Below are 12,530 nucleotides of genomic sequence, written 5' to 3'. Positions count from 1 at the left end.
AAAAAAATTTAAAAATTATTGGCGCTGTTCGCGTTACGTGTTGAATCTGCCCAGCGCCGCTCTCAGGAAGGCATCCGGGCTGGCGATGCGTTGCCCGTCCAGCGCCCAGCGCCAACCGAAGTAGTGGGACAGGTAGCGGCTGGCAATTCCGCGGAAGGGCACCAGCCAGGCGCGCATGCGGCTGTGATAGGCGTTCACATTTTGGATGTGCAGGGCGCCGCGCTTGCGGATGCCTGCGCTCACGTTCACGGCTTCATGGGCGATCCCGGCTTCACGGGCGAATGCCGGATAAGCGGCGTGGCTGTCGGTCACCAGCAGCAAGTCCGGGTCCAGCCGTGGCCGCAGGTGCTCGAGCAAATGCTGCTTGCGCAGCGCGCCCTTGCCGGTGACGGCATCGATCGTCTGCCCGCTGCGGTCGCGTGCGACCAAAATACACATCTGCTCGTTCGAGATGCCGCGCTTTGACGCTTTGCCGCCGCGTTTTCGTGGCGGGCGGTCGAGTTTCCTGGCGCCTTTGTGCGATTCGAGCACATACATCTCGTCGGCTTCGGCAATCCCGCCCAACCGATCCGGCCGGTCATCCTTGCTCAAGGCGAGAAACCGGTGCCGCCAACGAAAGCTGGTGGTGCTGGCGACGCCCGTTTCCAGCGCCGCGCGGCGCACGCTGCGCGAGTCGAGCATGCCGTCGAGGTAGTCGAGCCAGCGCGATTTGTGGCGCAACCGGGCCAGCGGCGTGCCGCTCAGGGCGTTGAAGGTACGAAGGCAGATGCGGCAGCGATAACGCTGCAGGCCATTCGCATGGCCGTGACGATAGGGACGATCGGCCTGGCAGCGCGGGCAGCAAGGTGTCTGCCCGGGTTGTTCGATGACGTCGAGAGCCCGGTCCAGCCCGGCCGCCGATTGCAGCAGCGCCAGCAGCCGGCCGCGCTGGCGCCGGGTGAGGCTCGGTAGACGCTGGAGAAATTGCTCGAACTGCCGGGCTTGCATGGCGCCTCCGTCAACGGTTCAGGTTGACATTGGACCGGGCGCTTGCCGAAAAGATTCCACACTTAATGCGAACAGCGCCAAATTATTCAGCCGCTCCTAGCGGAAACGCGATGGATCGATGCGCAGGTCGGCCCCGACGATGCCGTAGCCCAAGGTATTGCTGACGGTGGTGCCGTCCCCGGCCTGGCGCGCCAGCGCGGCAACGGCGTCGCGTGCGCGTGCGCGGTCCGGGCGCGCCAGCGCGGGCGCAAGCAGGCCGGCGACGAGGGGCGCGGCGAACGAGGTGCCGCGCACCGGACGGTAGGGCGGCTCGCCAGGGCTGGCGCTGACCATATTGTTGCCCGGCGCCGCGAACTGCACCTGCGGCCCGCGTGCGGCTTCCGGCAGCGGCTGGCCGCGGCGGTCGACCGCGGTGACGCCGACCACGCCCGGATAGCTGGCCGGATACAGCGGCGGCGCGGCCGGCCCGTCGTTGCCGACCGCGGCGACCAGCAGGTAGCCGCGCGCCACCATGGCCGCCACCATGCGTTCGAGCGCCTGGTTGTGCGGTCCGACCAGGCTCAGGTTGATCACGGCCACCTGCTCGCGCGCCAGCCAGCCGAGCGCCGCCGCGATCTGCGCGGCCGAGCCGCCCGCGGGGTTCGCGCAATAGATGTCGGCGGCATACAGCCGGGCGCCGGGCAGGGCGCCGTGGAAACGCCCGTCGCGTCCGACCATCAGGGCGGCGACGGCGGTGCCATGCGCGTCCGGATGGGGGGCGTCGCAGCCCCAGGACCGGACCCTGGCGCCGCGCAGCGCCGGGTGGCTGTCGTCGACGCCGCTGTCGACCAGTCCGACCCTGGCATCCGCCGCGCCGGCGCCGGCCGCCGGGCCGGCCGCTGCAGCCGGCGCGCCTTGCCCGGACGCCTCCGCCGGCGGCACGCCGCCGCTGCCCGTATATACATGGTTGAAGTCGTAATGCCCCTCCGGGTCGAGTGCGCGCAGGCGTTCCAGCAGCGCGGCGGTGGCGGCGCCGGCCGGCACGCCCAGCACCACCAGGCGCTGGTCGAGTTCCTCGAAGCGCTCTTCGCGCAGCACGCTCAGGCCGGCCGCGCGCGCCGCCTCGAGGCCGGCGGCGGACGGCGACCAGGCCAGGATCTGCGCCCGCACCACCGGTTCGCCGCGCGGGTCGGCTTCGAGCACGTCCGGATGCTCGCGCAGCAGCCTGCCGACCGTGTCGAGGCGCAGCGCGCGCAGGTCCGGCAGGTCGAGGCGGTCGCTCAGCTGCTGCACGGGACGGCGCAGATTGTCGAGCTGGCCGAGGGAAGGCGGCAGCCCGATCGGCGGCAGGCGCAGCTGCGCCGCGGCGCCGCCGCAGACGGCCAGCGCAAGAAGCAGGGTGTAAAGACGTTTCATGGGTGGATGATAATATGCATGTGTTTGACGTAAACAATAAAACGAATGGGACAGGGAAGAAAATCCTTCTCCCAAGCGTTATTCCATCAAGACCATGAGCGACACCCTGGAAAACGACATCGCCGGCCTGCTGCCGCGCCTGCGCCGGTTTGCACGTTCGATCACCTTTCACCGCGAGGATGCCGACGACCTGGTGCAGGTTGCCGTCGAGCGCGCGCTGACCCGCGCCGAGCAATGGCAGCCGGGCACGCGCCTGGACAGCTGGATGTTCCGCATCGTGAAGAACGCGTGGATCGACGAAGTGCGTTCGCGGTCGCGGCGCGAGCAGCTGTTCGCGCCGGAAGAAGAGGGCGAGCACGTGGGCGACGACTTCGCGGCGGCGCACCAGCAACGGCTGGCGATAGAGAAAGCGATGAGCCTGCTGTCCGAGGATCACCGCCTGGTCATCGGCCTGGTGCTGGTCGACGGCCTGCCGTACAAGGAAGCGGCGGAGGTGCTGGAGATACCCATCGGGACCCTCACCAGCCGGCTGGCGCGCGCCCGGGAAGCCCTGCAGGAACTGTTGTCCGACCGAGCAAGGAACACGAAATGAGCTTTGATGATGAAACCCTGATGGCGTATGCCGACGGCGAACTGGCGCCCGATGTGCGCGCCGAGGTCGAACGCGCCATGCGCGACGATCCGCAGCTCGCCGCCGCGGTGGAACGCCACCGCGCCCTGCGCGCCGACGTCTTCGCCGCCTTTGCCGGCGTGCTCGACGAACCGGTGCCGGAACGCCTGCAGCCGCGCGCGGCGCCAGTCCATCCGCACGTGCGCGTGGACGCGATGGCGTCGGCGGGCGCCAGGCCCTTGCCGGCGCGCTGGTCATGGGCCCAGTGGGGCGGGATGGCGGCCTGCCTGGTGGCCGGCGTGCTGGCAGGCGCGCTGGGCTGGCAGCAGGTACAGGGCGGCGGCGCGCCGTTCGGACGGCAGGGCGATGCCCTCGTGGCCCGCGGCGAGCTGGCGGATGCGCTGTCGCGCCGGCTGGCGGCGGACGCGCCGTCCGGCGCCGTTCGGCTGGGCGTCAGCTTCGCGGCGAAGGACGGCCAGTATTGCCGCAGTTTCAAGCTGGGATCGACCGCGGGCCTGGCCTGCCGCGAAGCCGGGGAATGGCGGATCCCGGTGCTGGCGCAGGAAGACAAGGCGGAGCAGGGCGCTTACCGCCAGGCCGGCAGCGCCATGCCGGCCGCGGTGCTCGATGCGATCGACCAGCGCATCGCCGGCGCCTCGCTGGATGCGGAAGCGGAGCGCGCGGCGCGGGCCGGGGGCTGGCAGCGCCGCTGAGGTTCAGGCCGGGAATGTAAAGGCAAAAGTGCATGAATCCTCGGTAATCGGGCGAGGAAAACGCATGATTTCATATACAGTGGGGTGGATTTGAGGTAAATTGAGCGCGGTTTAGTATCTCTACGTCAGCGCAGCGCCTTGTCGGCCTGCCAGGCAGCCATGCCGCCGCTGCAGCCGTGAAGGCGCATCCCCCCGGAGTTTCCCGCGTTGGCCATGCCAGGGCAGTCCTGCCCGCGTAGAGGCAATTGTTAATGCCCGAAAGAAGAAATGTCTGAATCGACCACCAATGATGCTGGCGGCGCGCCGACCGTGCGCTTCGCCGATTTCGGTCTGGCGCCTGAGATCCAGCGCGCACTGTCGGACCAGGGCTATGTCCACCCGACCCCGATCCAGGCCCAGGCCATCCCCGTGGTGCTGCAGGGCCGCGACGTCATGGGCGCAGCCCAGACCGGCACCGGCAAGACCGCGAGTTTCTCGCTGCCGATCATCCAGAACCTGCTGCCGCATGCGAACACCAGCATGTCGCCGGCCCGCCACGCCGTGCGCGCCCTGGTCCTGACCCCGACCCGCGAACTGGCGATCCAGGTCGCCGACAACGTCAAGGCCTACGCCAAGCACACCCCGCTGCGTTCCACCGTCGTCTTCGGCGGCATGGACATGAAGCCGCAGACCGAGATCCTGCGCCGCGGCGTCGAGATCGTGATCGCGACGCCCGGCCGCCTGCTCGACCACGTGGAGCAGAAGAACATCAGCCTCGGCCAGGTGCAGATGCTGGTGATGGACGAGGCCGACCGCATGCTCGACATGGGCTTCCTGCCCGACCTGCAGCGCATCATCAACCTGCTGCCGAAGAAGCGCCAGAACCTGATGTTCTCGGCCACCTTCTCGCCGGAGATCAAGAAGCTGGCCGCCAGCTTCCTGACCGATCCGCTGACCATCGAGGTGGCGCGCAGCAATGCGACCAACACCTCGATCACCCAGGTCCTGTACAAGGTCGACGAAGAGCAGAAGCGCGACGTGGTCGAGCACCTGATCCGCTCGCGCGACCTGAAGCAGGTGCTGGTGTTCTCGAACACCAAGATCGGCGCCTCGCGCCTGGCGCGCTACCTGGAACAGGCCGGCATCAAGGCATCCGCGATCCACGGCGACAAGACCCAGCAGGAACGCATCGCCGCGCTCGACGCCTTCAAGAAGGGCGAGATCGACGTGCTGGTGGCGACCGACGTCGCCGCGCGCGGCCTCGACATCACCGACCTGCCGTGCGTGATCAACTACGACCTGCCGTACAACGCCGAGGACTACGTGCACCGCATCGGCCGCACCGGCCGCGCCGGCGCCACCGGCGATGCGCTGTCGGTCTATTCGGACAAGGACGAGCGCCTGCTGGTCGACATCGAGAAGCTGATCAAGCAGACCATCACGCGCGGCGAGCTGACCGGTTTCGCGCCGTCGCGCGGCGGCGAGCGCTTCAACAGCGACCGCCGCGGCGGCGGACGCCGCGAGGCGGACGGCCGCAGCTTCGAACGCGCCGAGCGCCCCGAGCGTGGCGAACGCAGCGAACGCGGCCCGCGCGGCCCGGGCGCACCGCGCCGCGAGAAGGTCGATCCGTGGTTCCTCAAGCCCTACGAGCCGGCCGCCGCGCCGCGCAAGGATCCGGCCGAAGCCGTGCCGGTGGCGCAGGCCAAGCCGAAGCAGAAGCTGGCGGCGCTGCTGGGTGGTCTTCCGAAGCAGTAAATAACACATCGTCGTCCCCGCGCAGGCGGGGATCCAAGGTTGTTCGCGTTTCGTTAACGCATGCAGTACTTGGGGGGATAGCGCCAGTGGCGCTATCCCGCCTTCGCGGGGACGACGTTCATAGGGCGCGGGGACGACGTCTACGGGGCGCACCCTAGCGCTTCCCTTCCAGCCCCTTCCTCACCCGCTCCAGCAGATCCTCGTGCCGGTACGGCTTCGCCAGGATATCCAGCCCGCCGCCGCGTCCGCCTTGCGGCAGCTCGTCCATGTAGCCGGTCGTGACCAGCACCGGCAGGCCGGGGCGCAGGGCGCGTGCCTGTTCGACCAGCTCCAGGCCGTTCATCCCGCCCGGCATGATCACGTCGGTGAACAGCAGGTCGACCCGCAGGCCCTGGCGCAGCAGTTCCATCGCCTGCTCGCCGCTGGCCGCCGACCGCACCGCATGGCCGTCCATCTCCAGCACCTGTTCCGCCAGTTCGCGCACGTCGTCGTTGTCCTCGACCACCAGCACGCAGGGCTTGCCGGCGTCGGCCCGGGCCTGCTCCGGGCCCGGCGCCGCGCCCGCGCCCGTGCTCGCGCGTGCGTCGCCATGGCCGACGGCGTTGTCGGCGATCGGGAACAGCATCGTGACCTTGGTTCCCTCGCCGGGGTGGCTGTCGATCTCGAGGCGGCCGTGCGACTGCTGCACGAAGCCGTGTACCATCGCCAGGCCCAGTCCGGTGCCCGGACCCTTGGTGGTAAAGAAGGGTTCGGTCGCGCGGCGCAGCACGTCCGGCGCCATGCCCTGGCCGTGGTCGATCACGCATAGCGCGATGTACGTGCCGTGGGGCAGGCCGTGCACTTTCAGGCGGTCCTCGCCGCGCACGATCGCGGTGGCGACCGTCACCTCGCCGCCGTCCGGCATGGCGTCGCGCGCATTGATCAGGACGTTGAGCAGGGCCATCTCGAGGTGGGTCGGATCCAGCATGCAGACCGGCAGGCCGGGCCGCAGGTCGAGGCGCAGCTCGATCTTGCCGCCCAGGGTGCGGACCAGCATCTCGGAAAAATCCACGACCAGGTTATTGATGTTGACCGTCCGCGGCTCCAGGCGCTGCTTGCGCGCGAAGGTCAGCAGCTGCTGGGTCAGTTTGCCGGCCCGCATGGCGGCGCGCTGGGCGCGTTCGAGCTGCTGGCGGGCCGCGTCAGGCCGGTCCAGGCTGACCAGGGCGACTTCGAGGTTGCCGTTGATGACCTGCAGCAGGTTGTTGAAATCATGCGCCATGCCGGCCGTCAACTGGCCGATCGCTTCCATCTTCTGCGCCTGCAGGTAGGCTTCCTGGCTGGTGCGGCGTTCGGTGATGTCCATCTGCGAGGCGAAGAAGTACAGCAGCTTGCCGTCCTGGTCGAAGATGGGGCCGAGGAACAGGGCGTTCCAGAACGGCTTGCCGTCCTTCTTGTAGTTCAGGATATCGACCGCGACCGCGCGTTCTTCCTCGATCGCATGGCGTAGCTCGTCGATCGTGCGGCGGTCGCTCAGCGGCCCCTGCAGGAAACGGCAGTTGCGGCCCAGCACTTCTTCCTGCGTATAGCCGGTCAGGTCGAAGAAGGCGCCGTTGGCGAACACGATCGGGTTGTCGGGCTGGCGCGGATCGGTGACCACCATCGGCATGCGCGTCATTTCGACGGCGGCGAAGAAGATGTTGCCGCGGTCCTGCAGGCCGTCCTGGGTGATGAAGCTGGCCTGCCAGTGCTTGACGCCGGGATTGCCGAGCGGGCTGTAGGCATTGCCTTCGACCTCGCCGTCGGCCGGCACGCCGGCGCTCTGGCCGCCGCTCTGCTGGTCGAGCGGCTTTTCGCGCTGTTCTTCCTTGTCCGATCCAGTTGCCATCGCACGATCCTTTCCTCAGGTCGTGCCATTCTAGGGCAGGGAGGGAAACGGCACCGTTAGCGAGCGCACCCACGTGCGCTCGCGCCGCTCAATCGGCCGTGGTAGCGATGCTGATCTCCGCCAGGCCGATGCCGAGCTTGCGGGTGTCGTTCGGCGTACCGTAGTCGGCCGGCGAGACCGGGTGCGGCACTTCGATGACCAGGGTGCGCTGCCTGCCGTCGGTCTCGAGCGGGACCACGGCGTCCTGCATCGAGCCGCTGATGCGGAAGAGCGCGCTGCTGCTGCCGCTGCGCAGAGTAAATGGCTGCTGCGCATTGTCGCCGAAGCTCATTCCCTTGATCAGCACGATACTCTTGCGCGGCAGGTCCATGTTCAGGTGCAGCACCACCTGTTTGGCGTCCGACCAGCGGCCGAAGCCTTCGATGCCGGACAATCCCTCCGCGCTGGCGACCAGGCCGCCGCCCAGCGGTTCCACGAAGCGCGTATGGCCGAGCACGGTATAGCGCTTGTCGAGCTTGACGACGTAGAAGTCGGGATCGGAGTACACGGGCAGCACGCCCGGCGGCAGCGGATGCTTGCCGTACACGACCATCCACTTGCCGTTCGGCGGCAACTGGGAAGGGTCGATCGGGGCATCCGGCATCAGTTCCAGCGTGGCGGCGTTGGGCTGGTCGAAGTGGAACTGGGCGCGCATCAGCTCGGCGGCGTTGGTGCCGGCCAGCGTGACCTGGCCGCGGTCGGCCACCGGCAGGTGGTCGCGTGCATAGATGCCGGCCTTGTCGGCCGGGGCCGGGATGAGGTGCGGATGCAAGGCCTTGTGGTTGGCGATCACGCCGCACAGCACGGTCGCCGGCAGGACCACGAACAGGAACAGCGTGCGTGCGCGCGCCTTGCCGGCCGCCCACAGCAGGAGCGTCGCGACTTGCAGAACGGCAATGACGTAGGCGAGGCGGCCGCCCGGCTTGAGTGCCCAGATTTCCGGGCCGTCCACCACGTTCAGCGAGTAGCCGGGCACCTTGAAGCAGGCCAGTACCGCCAGCGCGGACAGCAGCAGCGCCAGCGCCCAGCGCAGGACCGACGGGACGGTGCCGGACGCGGCGCGCCCGGTGCCCGCCACCACCGTCCACAGCAGCGGGAAGGTGAAGCTGTAGTAGCGCATGTGCAGGCGCAGGCCTTCCTGGAGCACGCCGGCGTTCACCAGCGTGGCCGCGTACGACATCGTCATGCCGGCCGCGGCGCCCAGCATCAGCAGGATGTAGGCGCGCAGCAGCGCGGCCGGGCCGGTCTCGGCGCGGCCGGGCAGGCGCAGCAGCCCATGGGCCAGCACCGCCAGCGGCAGGCCGTAGAGCAGGGCCAGCGACATCAGGTGGCCGCCGGCGCTGACCAGGAAGGGGTGCAGCATGCGCGCCAGCGAGCCGGAGCCGGCGCTGTCGGCGGCGGCGCCGTAGAAGGGGCCGAACACGCTCAGGGCGGCCTTGCCGGCCAGCACGTAGCCGAGGCCGAACTTGATGAGGAAGGCGCCCGCCGCTGCCAGCGCCAGCGCCAGCGCGGCCCTGCGCAGCCAGGCCCCGCCCTCGCTCCAGGCCAGGTAGACGTGGTACAGGCACAGCGAAGGCAGCAGGAACAGCGCGTGCACCTTCACCAGGCTCATCAGGCCGAGCACGAGCCCGGTCGCGAACGCGTGGGCGGTGCGTGGCCAGGCCCGCCCGGCCAGCGCGATCCAGCTCAGCACGGCAAAGCCGAAGTAATAGGTCGACTCCGGCATGAAGTAGGCGGTATAGAGATTCAGCGGCGCGAGCGTGGCCAGCAGCGCGATCGCGGCGGCGCTGCCGCGCCCGGTCACCTGGCGCGCGGTCAGGTAGATGAATGGCGCCGCCGCCACGAACAGCAGGGAATTCGCGCCGCGCACGCAGTCGAGGAAGCCGGTGCCGCAGGCATTCGTGGCGCCGAACAGCCACAGGTAGAGGTAGGAGGGCACGATGGCCTGGTCGAGCGGCGTCAGGCGCGCCATGCGGCTGTAGTACCACTCGTCGGCGAAGATGGTCGGGGTCAGTCCCACGCTGCGCGCCAGCAGCCAGGCGAACAGGATCGCCAGCACGGCGATGCCGGCGATGGCCTGCCGGCGCAGGCGCGGACGTGTGCTTGGAACGGCCGTCATGGTTTCTCTTTTCATGGTCTCGGTTAACTCAGTTGAGGCTCGCGCGCCAGGCGCCCAGCCGTGCCGCCATCTCTTCCCAGGTGAAGAAGCGGCGTTTTTCGTAGTACAGCGGGCCCGCGTGCGGACGCTGTCCGAGGCGCGCCGGGTCGACCGGCTGCAGCGCCTGGGTACCGCGCAGCAGGTAGTGCAGGAGCACGAACGGGAACAGGCCGAGCCAGGTGCCGCGCTGCGACGGATAGGACAGGCAATGGCCCAGGAAGGCCAGCCGCGCGCGCCAGGGAATGCGGGTGGCCTGCACCGGGCCGTTCTGCGGCAGCGGCGCCAGCACCCGGAACAGCGGTCCCGGCAAGCCTTCCGCCTGGTACAGCGCGTACTGCCAGGTGCGCGCCAGCAGGCCGCGGCGCGCGGCCAGCGTCACCGCCAGCGCGTGCAGGGCATCGTGGTCGTGGTGGCCGCCCTCCCAGGCGGTCACGTGCAGGGAGTCGATCGCGCCGAAGCCGTCCAGCCAGCCGTCCAGCCAGCGCGCGGCGGTGTCCAGGCACAGCGGCAGGCGGGCGTCGCCGATCCCGAGCCGTTCGCCGGCAAAGGCGATGTCGCCGTCCTCCACGCCGAGCCGCGCCAGCACCGCGCGCGATTCGGCGTTGCGCTGGGCGGCGCCGGCGGTCGCGGTGGCGCCGTCGGTCAGGTAGGCGCAGGCCACGCGCAGCCCGCGCCGGCGGCATGCGGCGATGCGCTCGAAGACGCCGAATTCGTCGTCCTGGTGGGCGAACAGGAACAGGGCTGCCGGACGGTCGCGCTCAGTAGGCATCGAAATCGAGGAAGGAGAAGGCGATGCGGGCCGGGTCCAGCTGGCTCACGCGCGGCGAGAACGAGCGGTAGATCAGGTTCAGCGGCGAAGGGCGCAGGCGCATCGGGATGCTGGCATAGTTCCAGTAGTTGCTGCTGGCGTCGGGCGCCAGGCCGATGAACAGGCGCAGCGGCGACAGGGCCGGCGCGGCGCCGGCCTGGCCCGGCGCGGCCGGCGCGCCATCGGCATCCAGTTCGGCATAGGCCGGCAGCAGGTGGCCGGAGGCGGCGGCGTGGAAGCGCAACTTGCCGCCCTCGCTGCGGGCGTACACGGGGTTGTGCGGGTTGGCGCAGCGCCAGCGCAGGGCCGCCTCGCTCCAGTGCCGCTCGAAAGACAAGGCGGCGGCCTTCGCGCGCACGCGGTGGCGCAGGCCGCCGATGCCGATGCGCGCCTCGAGCGGGCGCACCAGCTGGAAGCCCAGCTTGCGCACGAAGCCCGGCGTGCTGTTGGCGTTGGCCACGCCATACACGCCGTCGAAGCCCTGCGCCGCGCCGGCCTCGTAGGTCATCGCGGCCAGCCGGGTGAACAGGCCCTTGCCCTGGTAGTCGGGGTGGGTGGCGGTGTTCAGCGACAGCAGCACCGGCACGTCCCGGCCTTCGACCCAGGCGCGCGCCGGCACGCACACGTAATGCGCGGCCAGGCGCTCGCCGTCCCAGGCGTCGAAGCCGACCGCGGTCCCGTCCGGGTTGGCCAGGTACAGCCACTCCAGGTAGGCCGGGCTGAACTTGTCGGTCATCGGGAAGCATGCCTTGAACAGCTCGCCGTAGCGGGCCAGCGTGGCGGCGTCGAGCTGGACGGGGGCGTAGCGCAGGGAAGTCGTGGTCATTTGAAGATCCAGTGTTTGCCGAGCAGGTAGCCGTTGATCGCGACCAGGGGCAGCGACACGATCTTGCCGGCCAGCGGGAGGCCGGCTAGCGACTGCGCCAGCGCGACGCAGCCAAGGGTCAGCAGGTAGTTGATGCCGACCACGCACAGGTAGCGCGCAAAACTGCCCGGCGTCGCCGCGGCGTCGAAGGTCACGCGGCTGTGGAAGGCGTAGTTGACCAGCAGGCCGGCGAAGAAGCCGGCGGTGGTGGCGCTGGCGAAGTGCAGGCCGCCGCGCAGCAGCAGCTGCATGGTACCGATGTCGACCAGCGCGCACAGCACGCCGCCGGCGACGAACAGGCCGAACTGCCGCGAATGGGTGAGGAGCTTGTCCATCTACTGCTTGCGGAACAGGGTTTTCTTGTGCAGCGGACGGCGCGGCACCGAGGCGATGTCGTAGGCCAGGAAGGCCAGGATCAGCTGCACGCCCATGATCATCGGCATACCCGCCAGCATGACCGTGCCGGCCGGCGTGGCGATGCCCTGGCGCGCGGCTTCGATCCAGTGCGAAATGCCGAACACCAGCCCGAACAGCAGCAGCAGCACGCCCAGCGGCAGTTCGATCGAGGCCAGCGACATATTGCGCAGGTAGTAGTTGTAGAACAGGCGCTTGAAGAAGTTGCGCATGTGCTTGACCGAGAATTCGGTGACGATGCGCGAGATCTTCAGGTTGCTGACTTCGTCGCCATACACGGCGTCCATCGGCACGTCGGCCACCACCGCGCCCAGCGTGTTCAGGCGGAACAGCATGTCGGTCTCGAAGAAGTAGCGGCGGCTGATCTTGTCGAACGGCAGGTAGCGCGCGGCGTCGGCGTGGATCGCGGTGAAGCCGTTGGTCGGATCGAACAGGTCCCAGTAGCCGGACGACAGCTTGGTCAGGAAGGACAGCATGGCGTTGCCGAACAGGCGCATCGGCGGCATCTGGCGGATGTGTTCGAGGCTGAAGAAGCGGTTGCCCTTGGTGTAGTCGGCCTCGCCGGCCAGGATCGGCGCGACGAAGGCGGGGATCAGCCTGGCATCCATCTGGCCGTCGCCGTCGACCTTGACGATGACGCTGGCGCCATCCTCGATGGCGGCGCGGTAGCCGGTCATGACGGCGCCGCCCACGCCCTGGTTCTGTTCGTGCCGCAGCACGGTCACGCGCGGGTCGCGGCAGTTGGCGCTGACGAAGTCGCCGGAATGGTCGGGGCATTTGTCGTCGACGACGTAGATGCGGCCGACTTCCGGGCCGATGCCGCCGATCACGCCAAGAATGTGGCGCGTCACCTTGTAGCACGGGATGACGACCGCGATCGGATCGGACTGGTTCATGGACGCGATTTTATTGAATATTTGCAAAAGCTAATGGTAGCGTA

General features: G+C 69.0%; 11 protein-coding genes. 3 read left to right on the top strand and 8 right to left on the bottom strand.

Annotated features, from left to right (window positions below):
• Positions 1-33 precede the first annotated feature (33 nt).
• Together AC3A6M_RS01850 and AC3A6M_RS01845 are read right to left on the bottom strand one after the other, a co-directional pair.
• Positions 34-987 (bottom strand): IS1595 family transposase, encoded by a 954-nt coding sequence (locus AC3A6M_RS01850; protein ID WP_487851052.1) that lies wholly within the window; start codon positions 985-987, stop codon positions 34-36.
• 96 nt (positions 988-1,083) lie between these two features.
• Entirely contained in the window at positions 1,084-2,382 is a 1,299-nt protein-coding gene (locus AC3A6M_RS01845) for a S8 family serine peptidase (RefSeq protein WP_487851051.1), read from the bottom strand.
• A gap of 94 nt (positions 2,383-2,476) precedes the next feature.
• Here AC3A6M_RS01845 and AC3A6M_RS01840 point away from each other — a divergent pair, with 94 nt between their 5' ends.
• The 3 genes from AC3A6M_RS01840 to AC3A6M_RS01830 all read left to right on the top strand — a co-directional run bounded on the left by AC3A6M_RS01840 (position 2,477) and on the right by AC3A6M_RS01830 (position 5,439).
• Complete coding sequence (locus tag AC3A6M_RS01840; protein ID WP_487851050.1) at positions 2,477-2,974, top strand: RNA polymerase sigma factor; 498 nt, start codon at positions 2,477-2,479, stop codon at positions 2,972-2,974.
• Positions 2,971-3,705 carry an anti-sigma factor family protein gene (locus tag AC3A6M_RS01835; protein WP_487851049.1) on the top strand — a complete coding sequence of 245 codons (735 nt, stop codon included), beginning with the start codon at positions 2,971-2,973 and terminating at the stop codon, positions 3,703-3,705. Before AC3A6M_RS01840 ends, AC3A6M_RS01835 begins: the two co-directional genes overlap by 4 nt.
• Positions 3,706-3,972: 267 nt before the next feature.
• Positions 3,973-5,439, top strand: coding sequence for a DEAD/DEAH box helicase (locus AC3A6M_RS01830; RefSeq protein ID WP_487851048.1), 1,467 nt, complete (start codon positions 3,973-3,975; stop codon positions 5,437-5,439).
• Between the two features lie 154 nt (positions 5,440-5,593).
• On the opposite strand, the gene AC3A6M_RS01825 is transcribed toward AC3A6M_RS01830, so the two are convergent.
• The 6 genes from AC3A6M_RS01825 to AC3A6M_RS01800 all read right to left on the bottom strand — a co-directional run bounded on the left by AC3A6M_RS01825 (position 5,594) and on the right by AC3A6M_RS01800 (position 12,486).
• Complete coding sequence (locus AC3A6M_RS01825) at positions 5,594-7,306, bottom strand: histidine kinase famiy protein (protein ID WP_487851047.1); 1,713 nt, start codon at positions 7,304-7,306, stop codon at positions 5,594-5,596.
• Between the two features lie 88 nt (positions 7,307-7,394).
• A complete protein-coding gene (locus tag AC3A6M_RS01820) occupies positions 7,395-9,464 on the bottom strand; it encodes a DUF7024 domain-containing protein (RefSeq protein ID WP_487851046.1) in 2,070 nt (689 codons plus the stop codon).
• A 28-nt stretch (positions 9,465-9,492) separates the two neighbouring features.
• Positions 9,493-10,272 (bottom strand): PIG-L deacetylase family protein, encoded by a 780-nt coding sequence (locus tag AC3A6M_RS01815; RefSeq protein WP_487851045.1) that lies wholly within the window; start codon positions 10,270-10,272, stop codon positions 9,493-9,495.
• Complete coding sequence (locus AC3A6M_RS01810; RefSeq protein ID WP_487851044.1) at positions 10,262-11,137, bottom strand: GNAT family N-acetyltransferase; 876 nt, start codon at positions 11,135-11,137, stop codon at positions 10,262-10,264. Before AC3A6M_RS01810 ends, AC3A6M_RS01815 begins: the two co-directional genes overlap by 11 nt.
• Positions 11,134-11,511 (bottom strand): GtrA family protein, encoded by a 378-nt coding sequence (locus AC3A6M_RS01805; protein WP_487851043.1) that lies wholly within the window; start codon positions 11,509-11,511, stop codon positions 11,134-11,136. Before AC3A6M_RS01805 ends, AC3A6M_RS01810 begins: the two co-directional genes overlap by 4 nt.
• The gene (locus AC3A6M_RS01800) at positions 11,512-12,486 is read right to left on the bottom strand and encodes a glycosyltransferase family 2 protein (protein WP_487851042.1); all 975 of its coding nucleotides are present in this window, start codon (positions 12,484-12,486) and stop codon (positions 11,512-11,514) included.
• Positions 12,487-12,530 lie beyond the last annotated feature (44 nt).

It is taken from the genome of Telluria sp. Soil_C_11, assembly GCF_057657395.1.
The sequence above is the reverse complement of the archived record's forward strand: the minus strand, read 5'-3'. Positions and strand labels throughout refer to the sequence as shown.